At 46.0% G+C, this 19,951-nt stretch carries 21 protein-coding genes and 1 tRNA gene; 7 read left to right on the forward strand and 15 right to left on the reverse strand.

The features are described from left to right. The first annotated feature begins 122 nt into the window (after positions 1 to 122). The 4 genes from O3661_RS04755 (at position 123) to O3661_RS04770 (ending at position 3,651) form a co-directional block, all read left to right on the forward strand. Entirely contained in the window at positions 123 to 590 is a 468-nt protein-coding gene (locus O3661_RS04755; protein ID WP_162817322.1) for an FxsA family protein, read from the forward strand. 178 nt (positions 591 to 768) lie between these two features. Next, positions 769 to 2,616, forward strand: coding sequence for a transglycosylase SLT domain-containing protein (locus O3661_RS04760; RefSeq protein WP_371492479.1), 1,848 nt, complete (start codon positions 769 to 771; stop codon positions 2,614 to 2,616). A gap of 277 nt (positions 2,617 to 2,893) precedes the next feature. Further along, on the forward strand, positions 2,894 to 3,106 hold the full coding sequence (gene rpsU, locus O3661_RS04765) for a 30S ribosomal protein S21 (RefSeq protein WP_003680926.1): 213 nt from the start codon (positions 2,894 to 2,896) through the stop codon (positions 3,104 to 3,106). 98 nt (positions 3,107 to 3,204) lie between these two features. Continuing rightward, on the forward strand, positions 3,205 to 3,651 hold the full coding sequence (locus O3661_RS04770; protein WP_371492480.1) for a GatB/YqeY domain-containing protein: 447 nt from the start codon (positions 3,205 to 3,207) through the stop codon (positions 3,649 to 3,651). 87 nt (positions 3,652 to 3,738) lie between these two features. On the opposite strand, the gene O3661_RS04775 is transcribed toward O3661_RS04770, so the two are convergent. After that, on the reverse strand, positions 3,739 to 4,104 hold the full coding sequence (locus O3661_RS04775) for a hypothetical protein (protein ID WP_254346021.1): 366 nt from the start codon (positions 4,102 to 4,104) through the stop codon (positions 3,739 to 3,741). A 452-nt stretch (positions 4,105 to 4,556) separates the two neighbouring features. Here O3661_RS04775 and O3661_RS04780 point away from each other — a divergent pair, with 452 nt between their 5' ends. Beyond that, positions 4,557 to 4,943, forward strand: a complete 387-nt coding sequence (locus tag O3661_RS04780) for a helix-turn-helix domain-containing protein (RefSeq protein ID WP_003760765.1) — start codon at positions 4,557 to 4,559, stop codon at positions 4,941 to 4,943. A gap of 95 nt (positions 4,944 to 5,038) precedes the next feature. On the opposite strand, the gene accD is transcribed toward O3661_RS04780, so the two are convergent. The 14 genes from accD to O3661_RS04850 form a co-directional block, all read right to left on the reverse strand. After that, positions 5,039 to 5,905: an acetyl-CoA carboxylase, carboxyltransferase subunit beta gene (gene accD, locus O3661_RS04785; protein WP_049331298.1), complete on the reverse strand. Its 867-nt coding sequence runs from the start codon at positions 5,903 to 5,905 to the stop codon at positions 5,039 to 5,041. 75 nt (positions 5,906 to 5,980) lie between these two features. Further along, positions 5,981 to 6,766, reverse strand: a complete 786-nt coding sequence (trpA, locus tag O3661_RS04790) for a tryptophan synthase subunit alpha (RefSeq protein WP_371492482.1) — start codon at positions 6,764 to 6,766, stop codon at positions 5,981 to 5,983. A gap of 305 nt (positions 6,767 to 7,071) precedes the next feature. Beyond that, positions 7,072 to 7,419: a hypothetical protein gene (locus O3661_RS04795; RefSeq protein ID WP_222570392.1), complete on the reverse strand. Its 348-nt coding sequence runs from the start codon at positions 7,417 to 7,419 to the stop codon at positions 7,072 to 7,074. Then, positions 7,403 to 7,705: an integration host factor subunit alpha gene (locus tag O3661_RS04800; RefSeq protein ID WP_003680933.1), complete on the reverse strand. Its 303-nt coding sequence runs from the start codon at positions 7,703 to 7,705 to the stop codon at positions 7,403 to 7,405. Before O3661_RS04800 ends, O3661_RS04795 begins: the two co-directional genes overlap by 17 nt. Before the next feature lie 114 nt (positions 7,706 to 7,819). Beyond that, positions 7,820 to 10,183: a phenylalanine--tRNA ligase subunit beta gene (pheT, locus tag O3661_RS04805; protein ID WP_371492483.1), complete on the reverse strand. Its 2,364-nt coding sequence runs from the start codon at positions 10,181 to 10,183 to the stop codon at positions 7,820 to 7,822. 51 nt (positions 10,184 to 10,234) lie between these two features. Continuing rightward, positions 10,235 to 11,260: a restriction endonuclease gene (locus O3661_RS04810; RefSeq protein WP_371492527.1), complete on the reverse strand. Its 1,026-nt coding sequence runs from the start codon at positions 11,258 to 11,260 to the stop codon at positions 10,235 to 10,237. Position 11,261: 1 nt separating this feature from the next. Then, entirely contained in the window at positions 11,262 to 12,356 is a 1,095-nt protein-coding gene (locus tag O3661_RS04815; RefSeq protein ID WP_371492528.1) for a DNA cytosine methyltransferase, read from the reverse strand. 70 nt (positions 12,357 to 12,426) lie between these two features. Beyond that, on the reverse strand, positions 12,427 to 12,876 hold the full coding sequence (locus O3661_RS04820; RefSeq protein ID WP_371492485.1) for a very short patch repair endonuclease: 450 nt from the start codon (positions 12,874 to 12,876) through the stop codon (positions 12,427 to 12,429). A 16-nt stretch (positions 12,877 to 12,892) separates the two neighbouring features. Beyond that, on the reverse strand, positions 12,893 to 13,882 hold the full coding sequence (gene pheS / locus O3661_RS04825) for a phenylalanine--tRNA ligase subunit alpha (protein ID WP_371492486.1): 990 nt from the start codon (positions 13,880 to 13,882) through the stop codon (positions 12,893 to 12,895). A 248-nt stretch (positions 13,883 to 14,130) separates the two neighbouring features. Continuing rightward, the gene (gene rplT / locus O3661_RS04830) at positions 14,131 to 14,490 is read right to left on the reverse strand and encodes a 50S ribosomal protein L20 (RefSeq protein WP_070645019.1); all 360 of its coding nucleotides are present in this window, start codon (positions 14,488 to 14,490) and stop codon (positions 14,131 to 14,133) included. A gap of 12 nt (positions 14,491 to 14,502) precedes the next feature. Then, the gene (gene rpmI, locus O3661_RS04835) at positions 14,503 to 14,700 is read right to left on the reverse strand and encodes a 50S ribosomal protein L35 (protein WP_003675505.1); all 198 of its coding nucleotides are present in this window, start codon (positions 14,698 to 14,700) and stop codon (positions 14,503 to 14,505) included. A gap of 142 nt (positions 14,701 to 14,842) precedes the next feature. Next, entirely contained in the window at positions 14,843 to 15,364 is a 522-nt protein-coding gene (gene infC, locus O3661_RS04840; RefSeq protein WP_079453677.1) for a translation initiation factor IF-3, read from the reverse strand. 17 nt (positions 15,365 to 15,381) lie between these two features. Beyond that, positions 15,382 to 17,295, reverse strand: coding sequence for a threonine--tRNA ligase (gene thrS, locus O3661_RS04845; protein ID WP_371492487.1), 1,914 nt, complete (start codon positions 17,293 to 17,295; stop codon positions 15,382 to 15,384). A gap of 52 nt (positions 17,296 to 17,347) precedes the next feature. Beyond that, positions 17,348 to 17,424: transfer RNA gene (locus tag O3661_RS04850), tRNA-Val, on the reverse strand. Between the two features lie 237 nt (positions 17,425 to 17,661). Between O3661_RS04850 and tgt the strand changes: the two genes are divergently transcribed. Beyond that, positions 17,662 to 18,777, forward strand: a complete 1,116-nt coding sequence (gene tgt, locus O3661_RS04855) for a tRNA guanosine(34) transglycosylase Tgt (RefSeq protein ID WP_003745960.1) — start codon at positions 17,662 to 17,664, stop codon at positions 18,775 to 18,777. An 85-nt stretch (positions 18,778 to 18,862) separates the two neighbouring features. Then, positions 18,863 to 19,873 carry a ferrochelatase gene (gene hemH, locus O3661_RS04860; RefSeq protein ID WP_371492488.1) on the forward strand — a complete coding sequence of 337 codons (1,011 nt, stop codon included), beginning with the start codon at positions 18,863 to 18,865 and terminating at the stop codon, positions 19,871 to 19,873. Positions 19,874 to 19,951 lie beyond the last annotated feature (78 nt).

The following is a 19,951-nucleotide window of genomic DNA, read 5'->3' on the forward strand; positions in this document are numbered from 1 at the left end:
TTCAGACGGCCTCATTACCCGTTTACCCTTTTTCACACAGCATTTGCTTGAAAAAATAAGGTTTATCTTTATCTAGATAGAACACAATCGACACTATCCGTTGAATGAAGGAACAAACACTTATGCAGTATTTTGGAATCGGTTTTTTGGTTTTAATCTTTTTGGAAATCATGTCTATCGTCTGGGTTGCCGACTGGCTTGGCGGCGGTTGGACGCTATTTGTGATGGCTCTCAGCTTTATCAGCGGTATCTTTATGCTGCGCCATACCGGTATCTCCGGCCTTTTGCTCGCAGGCGCAGCCGTCCGCAGCGGACAAAATATTTCCCTCTATCAGATGTTGTGGCCGATTCGCTATACTGCCGCCGCGGTTTTCCTGCTCAGCCCCGGTTTTATTTCAACCGCCGTTGCCCTGCTCTTGCTGATTCCGTTTAAAGGCAACGCGGCCGTTTCTTCTACGCAGTCTTTCCAAAGCCGCCAGACTTACAGCTCTGCTAAAGATGATGAAGACATTATCGAAGGCGAATATACGGTTACGCGCACCAGCAAAGCCGAGAAACCGCAAGACTATATCGAACACAAACCCGATTGACGACTTCCTTCATAAAAGGCCGTCTGAATTAGGAATACCTCAAAAGTGTTTCATATTTCAGACGGCCTTAGTCATTTCCTGGCTTTGAAAATGTAAATATCGGTTTGTAATTCGGTTATTCCGCATAAATCATTTAAAATAAGCAGCTATTTTGATTCTAAAAACGACACGGTATCCAATGAACGTTCAACGTCTTTTCCCTCTCTCCCTCAGCTTGATTACCGCCGCTGTTTTATCGGCGTGCGCCACCCAAAACACACCGACTGCTTCGAAAAGCGAAACCGTCGTTCAGCCTAAATCCACTTCTATTCCTTCACGCCGCGCCGACAGTGAGTCCAAAGTCCTGTCCGATTACAGCCAATACCAAAGCGCTATCGATGCCGCCAAACGCGGCGACGATGCTTGGGTACAACAATTTTTATCCCAAGCCAGCGACAGCGCAATGACTGAAAATGTCCGCAACGAATGGCTGAAAACCTTGGGCGCGCGCGGCCAATGGGATTTGTTCCGTCAAGAATTCGGCAAATTGAACGCCGCCGGCGTCGCACAAGAAGTGCAATGTTATGCCGATTTGAGCAGCGGCAATTACAGCAAAGCCGCCGAGCTGGTTCGAGTTACCGGCAAACTGCCTGCCGGCTGTACCCGCTTGGTTGAAAGCGCGGCAGCTTCAGGCCGTCTGAACACCAACGACGCATGGCGTCGCGTGCGCGGCTTGTTGAGCAACAGTCAAACCACAGATGCACGCAACCTCGCCGCCGCATTGGGCAGCCCGTTTGAAGGTGGCGCGCAAGGTGCGACCGAATACAGCCTATTGAGCGTGATCGGCAAAGATGCACGCAAATCCGCTTCTGCCGCCGCTACCCTGTCCGACATGGAATCAGGCCTCAGCCGCGAACAACGCAGCTTCGCATGGGGCGTATTGGGTCACTACCATGCACAAAGCCAAAACATGCCAACTGCTTTGAGCTACTATGGCCGCGTTTCCGACCGCAAGCAATTGACCGACGAACAATTGGAATGGTACGCACGCGCCGCTTTGCGCCTGCAACGTTGGGACGAATTGGCAAGCGTGATTCAGCATATGCCTGAAAAACTGCAAAAAGACCCGACATGGCAATATTGGCTGGGCCGCAGCTTTGCCGCACAAGGCAAAAGCAGCCAAGCCAAAGAAATGTACGAAAAAGCCGCCGCTTCCGGCCGCAATTTCTACGCCGTAATGGCAGGTGAAGAACTGGGCCGCCGCATCAATACGCGCAACAACGTTTCCGATGCCGATGCCAGAGACGTCCGCCGCATGAGCGAAGACGGTGCCATCAAACGCGCATTGGTTCTGTTTAAAAACAGCCAAAGCAACGGCGATTCCAAAATGCGCCGTCAGGCACAGGCGGAATGGCGTTTTGCCACCCGCGACTTCAACGAAGACAACCTGCTGACTGCCGCACAAGTTGCTTTTGACAACCAGTTCTACGACATGGCAATCAACAGTGCAGACCGTACCGACCACAAACTCAACTACAAACTGCGCTACCTCTCTCCGTTTAAAGACCTAACCGTCCGCTATGCCGCACAGGCTGGTATTGACCCGGCATGGGTTTACGGTTTGATTCGCCAAGAAAGCCGCTTTGTCATGGGCGCACAATCCAGCGTCGGCGCACAAGGCCTGATGCAGGTCATGCCTGCGACCGCCCGCGAAATCGCCGGCAAAATCGGCATGAGCAGCAGCGAACTCTACACCATGGACGGCAACATCCGCATGGGTACTTGGTACATGGCAGATGCCAAACGCCGCCTGCAAAATAACGAAGTAATGGCCACTGCAGGCTACAACGCCGGCCCAGGCCGCGCCCGCAACTGGCAGGCTTCTTCTCCTTTGGAAGGCGCCATCTACGCCGAGACCATCCCATTCACCGAAACCCGTGATTACGTGAAAAAAGTCATGACCAACGCGACTTATTACGCGTCATTGTTCAACGAACCGCAAACTTCGTTGAAACAACGTATGGGTACGGTTCCCGGTCGTTATTAATACCAGATAGGCCGTCTGAAAAGTGAGACAGAATCAAACGTTCAGACGGCCTGCAACCTTGACAGACTATCGGGTTTATAAGATAATCGCCCGATTGTTTCTGACCGAAAAGGTCACTTGCACGGCAAAAGCCGACTTGTTAGGAGGTGATGTTTACATCACGGCGCGTATCCCGCCCTGCCCTAGGCAAACCAGCGATACAACAACTCCCCCATTATGACAAACCGTCCTCTATTTCTTAAAACGGTTTGATTAAACAAAATTTAAAGGAAATAAAATGCCTGCTATTCGCGTTAAAGAGAATGAACCATTTGAAGTTGCCATGCGTCGTTTCAAACGTGCCGTAGAAAAAACCGGTCTGTTGACCGAGTTGCGCGCCCGTGAAGCGTACGAAAAACCAACTACTGAACGCAAACGCAAAAAAGCTGCTGCAGCCAAACGTCTACAAAAACGTCTGCGCAGCCAACAACTGCCTCCTAAAATGTACTAATTACAGGCCTGCCCTGTGATAAACGACACACCGCAAGGGCAGCTTTGCGGTGTGTTTTGTTTTTCAGACGGCATCTTTTTATATAAAGTGAGAACATTATGAGCCTAAAAACACAATTAACCGAAGACATAAAAACCGCCATGCGTGCCAAAGACCAAGTGTCTTTAAGCACCATCCGCCTGATTAATGCCGCCATCAAACAATTTGAAGTAGATGAGCGCACCGAAGCCGATGACGCCAAAGTCATCTCCATCCTGACCAAGATGGTGAAACAGCGCAAAGACAGTGCCAAAATCTATACCGAAGCCGGTCGTCAAGATTTGGCTGACAAAGAAAACGCGGAAATCGAAATCCTCAACCGCTACCTGCCGCAAATGATGTCTGCAGAAGAAATCAAGACTGTCGTTGAAGCAGTCATTGCAGAAACTGGTGCATCAGGCATGGCAGATATGGGCAAAGTCATGGGCGTACTAAAAACCCGTCTGGCCGGCAAAGCCGACATGGGCGAAGTCAACAAAATCCTCAAAGCTGCACTGACTTCATAATTGAATACAGACCGCTTTGGGCGGATTCAAAAAAAGGTCGTCTGAAACCGAGATTTTGGGTTTTAGACGACCTTTTCCAGACAGCCATTATTTTGTGTTATATCCTGTATGCATTTTCATCAAAAATTCGGCATTTGAATTATCATTTGTTATATTCTTCTCTTGATTATATATCTTAAATAGTTCATTTACATAAGCCACGCAAGCCAGCTTTTTTCGATCGAAAGGAAGTTCACTGAAATAATAATATAAATCGGGGTTTTGATCCGCTGCTCTCGTAAAGCTGATTAACTCTTCAAATGCCTCTCTATCCTGTCCAGAAATAATATAATTGTAAAGCCTATCTATGTGTAAATAAACTTTCATCTTGGCAGTATTCTTTTGAGAGAAATTTTTTATATAGCTCCAAATAAATGGGACTAAAACAAAAAGAAATATTAGTAATACTTTCATTCCTTACCTACCCTAAAAATTAATATTAAAATAAGATAAATTATCCCGCCAATTAATAATCCACTGATACCAGAAACAACTCCACACAATATAAAAGACCAAAATCCGCTAGGTAAAAATTGCTCATAAATATAACCTGAAGCAAAATAATTACCAATCATCAAAGGTAATAATAACAACAATCTACCTGAAAAAATTACCTCCACAAATCCACAAAACACCATAATCCAAACAAACTCATCTTTCGAGTCAAAATTAAAAATATATGCACATATCAAAAAAAATTATTGTTATAAAACTCATACTTAGCACTCCAAAACGCCTATCCCTGCATTGATTTAATATCTACTTAGAAACAAAGATGCTATACTTAATATCAAAGTTAAACCACCCACTAATCATATTAAATATCTATTTTTTAGTATCTAAATTACGCCTAAAAGTGAGTAAACATGGAACTTCATGAAAAAATCCGAGTAATGAGAGAAATGAATCAATGGTCTCAAGAAGAAATGGCAGAAAAATTAGCAATGTCTGCTAATGGGTATGCAAAGATAGAACGCGGGCAAACCAAACTGACTTTTGATAAATTGAATCAGATTGCACAGATTTTTAAAATTGATGTGGTTGAATTGATTACAAAAGAAAAACCATTATTTCTTTTAGTCGGGGATAATAGCCACAATTACGGATCAAATTACTATGGTAACAATGAAGCATTAATAGCTGAAAATGAAAAACTGAAACTGACAATCTCTCACAATAATGAGATTATTCAACGACAAGAAAACGAAATTTTAGCTTTAAAAGAAATCATTTCTCTACTCAAAAAAAATTAACACTCTGAGACCTTTGCAAAATTCTCTGCTTAATCATCAGGAATCAAAAGGCCGTCTGAAATATTATTTTCAGACGGCCTTTCTTATTGTACTAATCAAGCAGCGGTTACTTTACCTTCATGACGCAACAAAGTAATCAAATCGCTGATACGTTTTTTCATGGAACGACGATCGACAATTTGGTCGATTGCGCCCTTCTCCAACAAAAATTCTGCACGTTGGAAACCTTCTGGCAGGGTTTCGCGTACAGTCTGCTCGATAACGCGCGGACCGGCAAAACCAATCAGCGCATTCGGTTCTGCCAAAACCACATCACCCAAGAAGGCAAAGCTGGCAGACACGCCGCCCATGGTAGGGTCAGTCAATACGGAAATAAACGGCAGACGTTTTTCAGTCAGCAAATGCAAAGCCGCGCTGGTCTTCGTCATCTGCATCAAAGAGTTAATCCCTTCCTGCATACGCGCACCACCGGAAGCCGCCACGCAAATAAACGAACAATTATCTGCAACAGCACGACGTACACCCTGAACGAAACGCTCACCCACGACCGAACCCATAGAGCCGCCGATAAAACGGAATTCAAACGCAGCCACCACGACAGGCAGGCCGTTCATGGTGCCTTTCATAACGACTAAAGCATCGTCTTCGCCGGTTGCTTTACGCGCAGCCGCGAGGCGGTCCGGATATTTTTTGCTGTCTTTGAATTTCAGCGGGTCGGTCGGTTTAATATTGGCTGCAATCTCTTCACGGCCTTCTTCATCCAAAAGTAGATTCAAACGTTCGCGCGCAGAAAGCGGATTGTGGTGATTACATTTCGGGCAGACTTCGCTGTTTTGCTTCAACTCGGTTGAATAAACCGTTGCCGAACAAGACGGACATTTGTGCCACAGGCCTTCAGGGACGCTGGACGAACTGCTTCGGTTTTTAATTTTCGGAGGAAGAATTTTATCTAGCCAGCTCATGAATGACTCCTTGGAATTCAGAATTCAGACGGCCTGTTGAACGTAAGGCCGTCTGAAATAATGGAATAAAAAATATTAGCGAATCGCGTCTTTCAACTCTTTAACCAACACGCCTACCGCTTCGGCCTCGCTACCTGCGTGGCTTTCAATCTCTTTGACGATACGGCTGCCGACAATAACGGCATCCGCTACCGCACCAATTTTACGCGCATTCTCCGCATTATTGATGCCGAAGCCGACACCAATCGGAATATCGATGTATTTGCGCAAAAGCTCTATTTTACGCGAAACTTCTTCAGTATCCAAACTTGCCGCACCGGTCACGCCTTTGAGCGATACATAATACACAAAACCGCCGGCCACTTTGGCAATCGTTTGAATACGCTCCTCAGTTGTTGTTGGTGCAATAAGGAAAATACAATCAATACCTTGCGCTTTCAACGAGTCATGCAGCGGGGTAATGGTTTCTACCGGAGAATCCACAGTCAATACGCCATCTACGCCCGCGTCGGCAGCCGCTTGTGCAAACGCTTGATAACCCATTTTATGTACTGGGTTCAAATAGCCCATTAACACAATCGGCGTTTTATCATTGGTTTGACGGAACAAACGTACTGTTTCCAATACGTCGTGCAAAGAAACATGATTTGCCAACGCCCTTTCGGCCGCACGCTGAATAGTCGGACCATCCGCCATCGGGTCAGAAAACGGCACACCCAGTTCCAAAATATCGGCACCGTTAGCCACCAGGCTGTGCATCAATGCCAGGGTCGTCTCAAGGTTGGGATCACCCACTGTAATATAAGGAATCAGTGCTTTTGCGCCATTGAGCGCTGAGAAAGTTTGTTGGATTCTGCTCATTTTCTGCTATCCATTTCATCGATTTGAATGTTGTCCGACAGCCTAATCTATTCTGCCGTTACATTTATTGTAAAAAACTTAGTCTGCCGCAAAAACAAATGGCCACTTTTCCCAATCGGCAAACAAGAGGCTAAGTATAACATTTACGGCTATTTCATAGAATCATTTGCAATCAAGATTCTGATATTTTGAAAGCAATATAAAACAATAAAGGCCGTCTGAAAACAATTCAAACAGCCTTTACAATAATCAATCATGCAAATCTTTGTATGCCTTCGCACTTTTGATCACAATTTCCTTATCGATTACGGCTCGACATGGTGGTTTTGTTGTTCAGAACCTAGATGACGCTCCAAATCAGACAAAATCTGCATCAGACCATGACGGACTTCTTCCGCATTGGCGGCAGGATTGCCGTTTGCATCCAAAGCGCCACGGCTGAACGTATCGATATACGGTTCAAACGTATCTTTCAGTTTCAACAACTTAACTACATCCGAGCGCGTATATCGATCGCCACCGTATCCAATCACAACATTATTTTCATGTTGCCATTGGGCAAACTGGGCCGGACTGATTTGCACCAATTGGCACATCTCATCCAACGTAAAATAACGCTTGGCAGGAATAACCGGGTTATTGTTGTTTGTCATAGTAATGCTCCACCATGCCTTTGAGTTTTTGGCTGGCATGGAAAGTTACCACACGGCGTGCGGTAATCGGCACTTCTTCGCCGGTTTTAGGGTTACGGCCTGGGCGTTGAGGTTTGTCGCGCAATTGGAAATTGCCGAAACCGGAAATTTTAATTTCTTCGCCACGCGCCAAAGTGCTGCGGATTTCTTCAAAAAAGAGCTCGACGATTTCTTTGGCATCATTTTTGGTGACGTTGCTGACTTTGTCGACCAAAATATCGGCCAATTCTGCTTTAGTTAGTGTCATGTGTTTACCTTCATTCAAACTGGTGCAATTATTACCAAAATTCTTTTAAAAATCAAGTCCTCACCAAAAAATCAAATATGATTGGCAATTTTTGGCGACAACTTTTATCTTGTTTTAAGCACGAAGTTGCGCGTCTTTTTCGGCTGCGGCTTTAATCATTTTCGCAACCAAAGGCTCGATGACTTCATCTGTCAGCGTGCTTTCCATATCCTGCAAAATAATTTTGACGGCAACGCTCTTCATGCCTTCAGGCACGCCTGTACCGCGGTAAACGTCAAATACACTGATTTCTTGAACCAGCTTGTTCGCCGCCGCTTTCAGGGCATTTAACAAATCATCATGCGTTACAGCCTCAGGCATTACAAATGCCAAGTCTCGGCGCGCAGGTTGGAATTTGGATACGGTCTGATAACGGGTTTTCTCACGACCCAATACCGCATCCATATCGATTTCAAACACCAGCGGCGCTTGTGGCAAATCATATTTTTGCAGCCATTTCGGATGCAACTCGCCGACAAAACCAACTACTTTGCCGTCTGAAACGATATTGGCGGCACGTCCAGGATGCAGTGCCGGATGTTCGTTCTTCACAAAGGATACCTCTTTGTTTTTCAAGAGACTCTCAACATCGGCTTTCATATCGTAGAAATCTACGTTACGTGTTTTCTCGCCCCATTGCTCAGGCAACACAGAGCCATACCACAAACCGCCGATACGTTCGTTTTGAACAAATTGATCAGCCGAATCTTTGCTGAACACGCGAGCAATTTCAAATACGCGTACACGGTTTTGCTTACGGTTCAAATTGTTTTGCAAAACTTCCACCAAACCGCCGATAAGCGTAGAACGCATGACGGCATACTGCGCCGCCAACGGATTTTGCAGGCGGATAGGATGGGTATTGGCAGCAAAGTCTTGCTCCCATTGCTCATCCACAAACGCATAGCTGACCACTTCACGGTAACCGCGTGCCGCCATTTCGTTATAAACCGCAAAACGCAGGCGTTTGGTTTCAGGCAAAGCCAACATTTTCAGACGGCCTGAAGTATAGTCGTCAGGGATATTTTCATAACCGTAAACACGGCCGATTTCTTCAATCAAATCGGCTTCGATTTCGATATCGAAACGGAAGCTAGGAGAAATAACACGGAAGCCTTCTGCGGTTTTCTCAGGCTGCAAACCCAAGTGTTGCAAGATAATTTCAACTTGCTCGGCAGGAATTTCAACGCCCAATACCGTTTTCAGACGGCCTAAACGCAATTCAACCTGTTTTGCCTCAGGCAATTTGCCTTGTGCCTCAACCATTTCACCGGCTTCACCACCGCAAATCTGCAACACCAATTCGGTAGCACGCTCAATGGCATCAGCTTGCAAGCGGTAATCCACACCGCGTTCAAAGCGGAAAGAAGAATCCGAACCAAAACCGTATTGACGGGATTTACCGGCAATAATCTCAGGAGCAAACCAAGCAGCTTCCAATACAATATTTTGCGTCTCATCAGAAACCGCACTTGCCTCTCCGCCCATCAGACCGGCCAAACTCAACACACCTTTTTCATCAGCGACCACCAATGTATTGTCAGCCAAAGTAACGGTCTTCTCGTTCAGGCACGCCAACGTCTCGCCATTTTGAGCACGGCGGACAATCAAACTGCCCGATAGCTTGTCGGCATCGAAAACATGCATCGGCTGACCGATTTCCAGCATGACATAGTTACCAATGTCCACCAATGCGGAAATGCTGCGGATACCGCTGCGTTCCAAACGTTGTTTCATCCAATCAGGAGTAGGCGCCTTCGCATTGACATTTTCAATAACGCGGCTGATAAAACGGCCGCAGTCAGCCGGTGCATCAATACGGACAGCCTGTTTTTTCTCACTGCCGATAGAGGCCGTCTGAATTTCAACAGGCGTAAACGCACATTGCGTCAACGCAGAAACCTCACGCGCAATACCTTTAACACTCAAGCAGTCAGCGCGGTTAGGCGTAATTTTCAGCGTAAACAGCGTATCGTCCAGATCTAAGTATTCGCGGATATTGGTACCGACGGGCGCATCTTCGGGCAGAATGTGCAGACCGTCTACACCATCATCAGGCAAACCCAATTCATTGGTCGAACACAGCATACCGTTTGATGGCACACCGCGCATTTTAGTCGGCTTAATTTTGAAATTGCCCGGCAAAACGGCACCCGGCAACGAACAAGGCACTTTAATGCCCGGCTTGACATTCGGCGCACCACAAACAATCTGAACCAACTCGCCCGTACCGACATCAACTTGGGTAACGTTCAAACGGTCTGCATCAGGATGTTTTTCAACGGATTTTACTTCAGCAACAACCACGCCACTGAAAGCAGGGGCGGCAGTATCGATTTCTTCCACTTCCAAACCGGCCATGGTCAAAAGATGTTCCAGTTTATCGGCAGAAAGATCAGGATTGGCTTGGGTTTTCAGCCATGAATAGGAGAATTGCATATTTTTCCTAAAATAAAGTTTGAGTCGGCAATTAAATCAATATGATGTGAATCACATTACACATTTTTCCATGAAGCAGTCTAAAAATTCTTCATTTACTGCCTTACTAGTTAGTTTGCGGCGCATACACAGGGAGTATAATTCCTCAACAGCAGAATAAGGAAAATATTGAGCATCCAAACTTTGGAACATCGGAACATTTGCTTCTTTAAAAACTTTATCCCTATCTTCATCAGGAGCAACGATAACCCAGCGCGTATTAGCATATGGTGGCAACAGGTCTTTCAACTGCTTCATCCGCGCAAGGCCGGAACGTACACCCGTACTATGTTCAACCTCCATCACCGCCGGCATCAGTTTTCCATTCCTGAACCAGATGCAATCAATATGCATTGCGGCCTGAACCGCGCCGTCAAACGAACTGATAAGTTTCTCGCATTCTATCTTTTGCACGATACCGTCCAAATCGGCAATTTTTTTATCCCCATAACTGATACCTTGGTCGTTTCTCGCAATCCACGTCCTGAAACCAAGCTGGAAACCTATTGCTGAAAGGGCAATCTGTATTTGCACGTGACGGCGTTTTACATCTATATCTATTTCTGAATGGGTCGAAGGAAGGGATAAAGCATCGTAAACCACATTGTTGGAGGGGATTTCCGAAATAACGACATCTGTCTCATATTCCTTCATTACACCTTTTTCATGCGGACTATCGGGAAGCCAAATGATGTGTTTATGCCCTTCCACCACCTTACTTTTCTTTAAACCTGGCTGTATCCGCTGCAATTTGCACCAGTAGATTTCAGGCGTATGGGCGAGCAATGCTTCCAGCGCAGAACGGTAGTTATAACTTGCGCCCAACACTCTGTCCACATTAACAGGTTCTCCTGTAGACAATGCTTCTGCTAATCGCCAAATCGAATTTTTTGATATAGAAATGTCTTTCCTCCCCCTTCTAATCTTTATCGGTCCTTCAGGTTTTTCCACGTGAACAATTTGTATGGTGTCCGTATTTGAACTGTTCACATAGTTGTAATTGACATTCTTTCCCAAGCTATCAATTGCACTAACCAAATTAGCAGCCGTTAGTTTTTGCCTGCTCATAGTGATTCTCCAAATAAGACTTTAATGTCATGGCGATCCCTTTTGCAGCCAAAAATGGAACACCATTACCGATAGTCTTAAACATATTGCTCAAAGTCATGTCATTTGGCAATTCAAACTCTTTAGGCAGAGATTGTATTGCCAATGCTTCCGCCGCAGAAATTCTCCTGGGGAGATAGGGATGAATGTGTACTTCATTGTTTCCGTATGCTGCAGTAGGGGAATAACGCCATCGATGCAGACGTTTGTAGGATTTTTTCTTATCATCCCCTTCGCTGATTGTTTGAAATTTTTTCAAACCAGCCCTCGGTTGAAAATGCTTACCTGCATTCGGGTGCGTATCCACGCCGTTGCGATCGAACCAATACTGAACTGTCAGCTCAGGATAAATGTTTTCAGGCTGACTAACAGCACTTCCTACATCTTCTGTCGTAGGCCAGCTTTTCCCCAATGCATCGGGGAATAAAATATGGGCATCCCAATCGAACTTCTGTAAAGTATCAACATGCTGATTCAAAAAACCTACTAAGATAATCCTTTCCCTATCTTGCGGTACGCCGTATTCGATAGCGTTAATGAGTTTTTCTGTACACACATATCCAAAATTGGAAAGTTGCCGTTTCAGCGCATTAAAAAACTCCCTATGCTTGGCAGTTCTATATAGTCCTTTCACATTCTCAAATACAAAAAAATCAGGCTGGTTTTTACAAATTAAATCCACATAACTTTGTGATAACTTACCATTCTCCCCATCCCTACCTTTATTTTTCCCTGCTACGGAAAAATCCGGACATGGTGGACCTCCGATAAATCCAACAATAACACCATCCTGCTTTTCCTTTTTAACCCAACTAGACAAATCTCTTGCTTTTTCCATATCAAGACATTCGTCGATACTACCTTCGAAATATCCATATTTAGGCTTTGGAATACCCATTTTGCTTCGAGAGTATTTATACGCTTCCAAAAACGGAGGATGGACTTCATTAACGAAGGCAATCTCAAATCCCGACAACTCAAAGCCCAAATCTAAAAAGCCTGAGCCAGAAAAAAAAGAAAAAATCAAAGTTTTTTTTCTTTCTTGTCGTCCGTCTATATCTAAATTGTAGCTTTTATCCTGCAACTGAGACGAGGGGTTATTTTTTCCCTGCTTGTTGAGATTTTGACAATCCCTGTTTTTCGTAGATGACTTGTCTGACTGCTTCGGCACAGCTGCTTGTATCTTTAACGACATCGTTACTCCAAAAACGTAAAACCGTCCAGCCCTCGGCTTTCAGACGGCCTGTTACTTCTATATCCCTTTTGATATTGCGCTCAATTTTGGCAATCCAAAACTCACGATTTCCCTTTATTTCCGCTTTTTTCTGTTCCCAATCCTTACCGTGCCAGAATTCTCCATCGACAAATATGGCAACTTTATATTTTTTAAACGAAAAATCAGGTTTCCCAAAAATGCTTCCGCTATTCTTCCGATACCTGAACCCCAAAGCCCACATTGCCTTCGCCAACACAAGTTCGGGTTTCGTCCCTGTACTTTTGTTGGACCGCATACATTTTTTACGCTGCTCCGGGGTTAATTTATCCATTGGGTTTATTTGAAATTTATTTAAACTGCTTCAAAAAGTTCAAATCATTATCGAAGAACAAGCGCAGGTCATTGACGTTGTAGCGCAACATGGCAAAGCGGTCGAGACCGATACCGAAAGCGAAACCGGTATATTTTTCAGGGTCGATATTGACGTTTTTCAATACGTTAGGATGTACCATACCGCAACCGCCTACTTCCAACCATTTGCCGTTTTCGCCCATGATGTCGATTTCGGCAGAAGGTTCGGTAAACGGAAAGAAAGACGGACGGAAACGCACTTGCAGGTCATCGCGTTCAAAGAAGCGACGGATAAAATCAGTGAACACTGCTTTCAAGTCGGCAAAAGTGACACCCTCTTCCACCCACAAACCTTCGGCCTGATGGAACATAGGCGAGTGAGTGGCATCACTGTCCACACGGTAAACGCGGCCGGGGGCAATAATGCGGATAGGCGGCTCTTTTTTGTCGAGCATATAGCGGATTTGAATAGGCGAAGTGTGTGTACGCAAAACATCGCCGTTTTCAACATAGAAGGTATCTTGCATCGCACGCGCGGGGTGATTTGCAGGAATATTCAAGGCTTGGAAATTATGGAAATCGTCTTCGATTTCAGGGCCGTCCGCCACTTCGAAACCCATACCGTGAAACAGCTCAACCACTCGTTGCAAAGTCAAAGTAACAGGATGCAAACCGCCATACTCTTGTGTACGGCCCGGCAAAGTAATATCCAAGGCTTCTGCAGCCAATTGGGCTTGCAGCTTGGCTTCATTCAGATCATCGCGTTTGGCATTAAATGCTGTCTGAAACTGATTTTTGCATTCGTTGATGTGCGCGCCTATGGTTTTACGTTCTTCAGGAGACATTTGACCCAAAGTTTTCAAAAGTCCGGTCAATTCGCCGGTTTTACCAAGATAGCGTGCTTTAATTTGTTCTAAGGCATTGAAGTCTTGCGCGGCTTCAATAGCGGCAATACCTTCTGCAACGATACGGTTTACATTTTCCATAGTAGTTTATCGTCTGTTTGTTGATGGCAGGCCGTCTGAAACAACAAAGCCGTCTGTTGGGTTTGATTTCAAACCTGTTCAGACGGCCTTTTGTATTAGTGCGGCCAATCCGTTTGATAAGAGGGGCCTATTTTATCGCAAATCAGTATAAAAAAATAGAGTTTAAAGAAAGAAAATCAACTACATAGAGTTTCTTTTGTAAAAGAAAAAAGGAAGCATAAGCTTCCTTTTTAAATAATCTTATCGAATTAAGCAGCCAAAGCAGCTTTAGCTTTTTCAACCAATTGTGCAAATGCAGCTTTGTCGAATACAGCCAAATCAGCCAATACTTTGCGGTCGATTTCGATAGTAGCGCGTTTCAGGCCGTTCATGAATTTGCTGTAAGACAGACCATTTTCACGGGCACCTGCGTTGATACGCACGATCCACAGTTGACGGAATTGACGTTTACGTTGGCGACGGTCACGGTATGCGTATTGACCGGCTTTCATTACCGCTTGTTTGGCAACACGGTAAACGTTTTTACGACGACCGCGATAGCCTTTGGCTAACGCGAAGACTTTTTGGTGACGAGCACGAGCGGTAACACCGCGTTTTACGCGTGGCATATTCTAAACTCCTTAAGCGTAGGGCAACATTTTAGCAACAGAAGCCAAATCGCGTGAATCCACCATAGCGGTGCCGCGCAATTGACGTTTAGTTTTAGTGGTTTTTTTGGTCAGGATGTGACTTTTGAACGCATGACCGCGTTTTACACCACCGTTACCCAGTACTTTAAAGCGTTTTTTCGCGCTAGACTTGGTTTTCATTTTAGGCATTGGAAAACTCCATTCGTTATTAGATAAGGTATAAGGGGTTTTGAAATAAATTTCAAACACTTGGAACCCAAAATACCACTGTTTTTGCCGCTAATTAAACCTTATTCCGAGCGGCAATCGAAATAAGCCTTGCATTATAGCTTTATTTTTTCTTAGGCGCAATCATCATCACCATTTGACGGCCTTCCATTTTAGGGAAGGACTCGATTTGTGCCACTTCAGCCAACTCTTCTTTTACGCGTTCAAGCAGTTGGGCGCCCAATTGTTGGTGGGCCATCTCACGACCGCGGAAACGCAATGTCACTTTAACTTTGTCACCATCAGCAAGGAAACGGTTGATGTTGCGCATCTTGATTTGATAGTCGCCTTCATCAGTACCCGGACGGAATTTAATTTCCTTAATTTGTACCTGCTTTTGGTTTTTCTTGGCTTCGTCGCGCTTCTTGGCTTGTTGGTATTTGTATTTACCGTAATCCATCAGTTTGCATACGGGCGGTTTGGCAGTCGGGGAAATTTCTACCAAATCGACATCTTGCTCTTCGGCCATAGCCAGAGCTTCACGAACTGAAACGACACCAAGCTGATCGCCTGACTCACTGATTAATCGCACTTCTTTGGCGGTAATTTCACCATTGATTCGTGCTTCGCGTTCTTGAGCGATGATGAATACTCCTATAAAAATTAATGATTGACGAGGGCTTCAGTGATTTCTTGCTGCAATTGTGCAATGAAATCATCGACATTCAAAGAACCCAAGTCTTCTGCTTTGCGGCGTACCGCAACTTTGTTTTCTTGTTTCTCTTTATCGCCGACAACGATTTGGTAAGGGAAACGGTATTGGCTGTTGTCGCGGATTTTGTAACCGATTTTTTCGTTACGCAAATCCAATTCGACACGGAAGCCTGCCGCCTGCAATTTGGCAGCCACTTCGCGACAATAATCTGCTTGGTTTTCAGTGATATTCATAATCACCATTTGAACCGGCGCAAGCCACAATGGGAATGAGCCTGCATGGTTTTCAATCAGAATACCGATGAAGCGCTCCAACGAACCCAAAATAGCACGGTGCAACATTACAGGGCGCGCACGGTCGTTGTTTTCGGTTACATATTCTGCATTCAAACGCTCCGGCAATACGAAGTCCAACTGCAGGGTACCGCACTGCCAAGAGCGACCCAAGGCATCTTTGACATGGTACTCAATCTTAGGACCATAGAATGCACCTTCGCCAGGCAATTCTTCCCACTCCACGCCGCAAGCGGTCAATGCATCACGCAGACCTTGTTCGGCCTTATCCCAAACTTCGTCAGAACCTGCACGTTGCTCAGGGCGGAGGGATAGCTTCACAGCAACATTATGGAAGCCGAATTGTTTGTAAATGCGAACCAGCAATTCATTAAATGCGCGTGCTTCATCAACGATTTGATCTTCGGTACAGAAGATATGCGCATCATCTTGCACAAAACCGCGAACACGCATCAGACCGTGCAACGCACCGCTTGGTTCATTGCGGTGGCAAGAACCGAACTCAGCCAAACGCATCGGTAAATCGCGATATGAGCGCAAGCCGTTATTGAAAATTTGCACATGACCCGGACAGTTCATCGGTTTAACCGCGTATTCACGTTTTTCGGAACTGGTCACGAACATATTGTCTTTATAGTTTTCCCAGTGGCCGGATTTTTCCCAGAAGGCTTTATCCATAATCTGAGGCGTTTTCACCTCTTTATAGCCAGCAGCATTCAGCTCTTTGCGCATATGCTGCTCAATCACTTGCCACAAAGCCCAGCCTTTAGGATGCCAGAACACCATACCCGGTGCTTCATCTTGCAGGTGGAACAAGTCCAATTGTTTACCCAGCTTACGGTGGTCGCGTTTTTCCGCTTCCTCGATGCGTTGGATATAGGCTTTTAATTCGTCTTTACTTGCCCAGGCTGTACCGTAAATACGTTGCAGCATTTCATTGTTGCTGTCGCCGCGCCAGTATGCGCCTGCCAGTTTGGTCAGCTTGAAGTTTTTCAAGAAACGGGTATTGGGAACGTGAGGACCGCGGCACATATCGACGTATTCTTGATGATGATACATACCCATTGCTTCCACTTCAGGCATGTCTTCAATCAGACGCAATTTGTACTCTTCGCCGCGATCTTGGAAAATTTTGATGGTTTCTGCACGGGGCGTCATCACTTTAATGACGTCGTAGTCTTGTGCAATCAACTCTTTCATGCGCGCTTCGATGGCGGCTACATCATCAGGCGTAAATGGTTTTTCAGTTGCAATATCGTAATAGAACCCGTCTTCAATCACCGGGCCGATAACCATTTTGGCATCAGGGTAGAGCTGCTTGACCGCATGACCGACCAAGTGCGCGCAGGAGTGGCGGATAATTTCCACGCCTTCTTTGTCTTTAGGCGTAATGATTTGAACGTGGGCATCTTCGGTAATCGGATCGCAAGCATCCACCAATTTACCGTTAACCTTGCCCGCTACCGTTGCCTTTGCCAAACCTGCACCGATAGACGCTGCAATTTGCGCCACGGTAACGGGTGATTCATATTGGCGGACCGAACCGTCCGGCAAGGTAATGTTCAACATCAGAAAGCTCCAAAACATTAAAAAATAACGGCATAAAGCCGTTATGGAAATTTGGTAGGCACAATTGGACTCGAACCAACGACCCCCACCATGTCAAGGTGGTGCTCTAACCAACTGAGCTATGTGCCTTCATCTAAGTCGCTTATTGTAACGAAGCGTGTTCCCTTTTGCAAGCATCTGTAAATACTTTTCAGACGGCCTGGATATTTTTGTTTGATTTATGCCTCATTTTTTATTTCTTCTATTATTCAGGCCGTCTGAAGCATTGTTTTGATAAAGATAAAATCCAGCCGTCAACCAACGAAAAATCCTTTATAATCTGCCCTTTCATTTCGCACACACGCGAACGTCCAATCTATTATTACTATGCTCAAATTTACCTTACACAAAAAAGACGGTCATGCCCGACGCGGCACTTTGGAACTGAACCACGGCAAAATCGAAACGCCGGTATTTATGCCTGTCGGCACTTACGGTTCGGTCAAAGCAATGAACCCGCAAAACCTGCATGACATCAAAGCACAAATCATCTTAGGCAACACTTACCATCTGTGGCTGCGCCCAGGTTTGGAAGTCATCGAACAATTCGGCGGCCTGCACGAATTTATCGGCTGGGATAAGCCGATTTTGACCGACTCGGGCGGTTTCCAAGTATTTTCGTTGTCCGATATGCGCAAGCTGACCGAAGAAGGCTGTACATTCCAAAGCCCGATCAACGGTGACAAACTGTTCCTCTCGCCTGAAGTGTCGATGAAAATCCAAACCGTATTGAATTCCGACATCGTGATGCAGTTGGACGAATGCACCCCTGGAGAAGCAACGCACAGCCAAGCGCAAAAATCGCTGCAAATGAGCCTGCGCTGGGCGGAGCGAAGCAAAAAGGCTTTTGAAGACCTGAAAAATCCGAATGCGTTGTTTGGCATTGTCCAAGGCGCGATGTATGAAGATTTGCGCGAAGAATCGCTGAAAGGTTTGGAAGAGCTCGACTTCCCCGGCTTGGCCATCGGCGGCTTGTCCGTTGGCGAACCCAAGCCCGAAATGTACCGCATGTTGCGCGCTGTCGGCCCTATCCTGCCGGAACACAAGCCACATTACTTGATGGGTGTCGGCACGCCTGAAGACTTGGTGTATGGCGTGGCACACGGCGTGGATATGTTCGACTGCGTTATGCCTACCCGCAATGCGCGTAACGGCTGGCTGTTTACCCGTTTTGGCGATTTGAAAATCAAAAACGCCAAACACAAACTCGACAAGCGTCCGATTGATGAAAGCTGCACCTGCTACGCCTGTCAGAATTTCAGCCGCTCCTACCTGCACCACCTGCACCGTGTCGGCGAAATCTTGGGCGCACAGCTCAACACCATCCACAACCTGCACTTCTACCAAGTCATCATGGCCGAAATGCGCGAAGCTATCGAACAAGGCAAATTTGCCGATTGGCAGGCGCAATTCCATGAAAACCGCGCCCGCGGTGTGGATTAATCCTTTTAAAGGCCGTCTGAAAGCAGGTTTTAATTCAAACTACTTTTCAGACGGCCTCAATATTCATCATTAATAAAGCACAACCATGTCCCGTTTCCATACCGAACCGGCCCTAGCCTATACCGCACAAAACCGTACCGCCGTCCTGCTGCTCAACCTCGGCACACCTGACGCGCCGACGGCTGCCGCAGTCAAGCCTTACTTGAAAGAATTTCTGTCCGATCAACGCGTTGTCGAACTGCCCAAGCTCTTATGGCAACCGATATTGCGCGGCTTGGTATTGACCTTTCGCCCGAAAAAAAGCGCGCATGCCTATGAAAAAGTTTGGTTTAAAGAAGGTTCGCCGCTTGAGGTTTACACACACCGCCAAGCAGAAGCCCTGGCCAAACATTTGCCCGATGTCATCGTCCGTCACGCTATGACTTACGGAAATCCAAGCGTTGCCGATGTTTTGGCGGAACTCAAAGCCCAAGGCGTGGGCAAATTGCTGGTCATCCCGCTTTATCCGCAATATGCCGGCTCTTCTACCGGCGCGGCCTTGGATAAAGTGTTTCAAGAATTATTGCTGCAACGTAACCAAATGAGCATCCGCACCGTCTCCCGTTATTACGACGATGCCGCCTATATTCAAGCCATGAAGCAGCACATCGAAGCCTATTGGGCCCAAAACGGACGCGGCGAAAAACTGATGTTGAGTTTCCACGGCATTCCGCAAAAGCATCATGACGACGGCGACCCCTATCCTGACGAGTGCCACCATACTGCCAAACTACTCACGCAGGCATTGGGCTTGTCCGAACAAGAATATATCGTTTCTTTCCAAAGCCAGTTTGGCAAATCCCAATGGATCAAGCCCAGCACGCAAGCCCTGTTTGATCAGCTGCCGAAACAAGGCACAACCAAACTCGACGTATTCTGCCCCGGCTTCCTGGCCGATTGCCTTGAAACCATGGAAGAAATCGCCATTATGGGACGCGAACAATTCCACGCCGCAGGCGGCAAAGAATACCGTTACATCCCCTGCCTCAACGATTCCGCTGACTGGATTGCCGCACTTGCACAATTAAGTCGGGCCAATCTGCAAGGCTGGATTTGACCTAAACCAAAGGCCGTCTGAAAAATCTACTTTCAGACGGCCTTTAGCGTTATCATCAAGCTATCAAAACGCAAACCA

Source organism: Neisseria sp. 20925_1_37 (assembly GCF_041433255.1).
GTDB classification, from domain to species: Bacteria; Pseudomonadota; Gammaproteobacteria; order Burkholderiales; family Neisseriaceae; genus Neisseria; species Neisseria flavescens_D.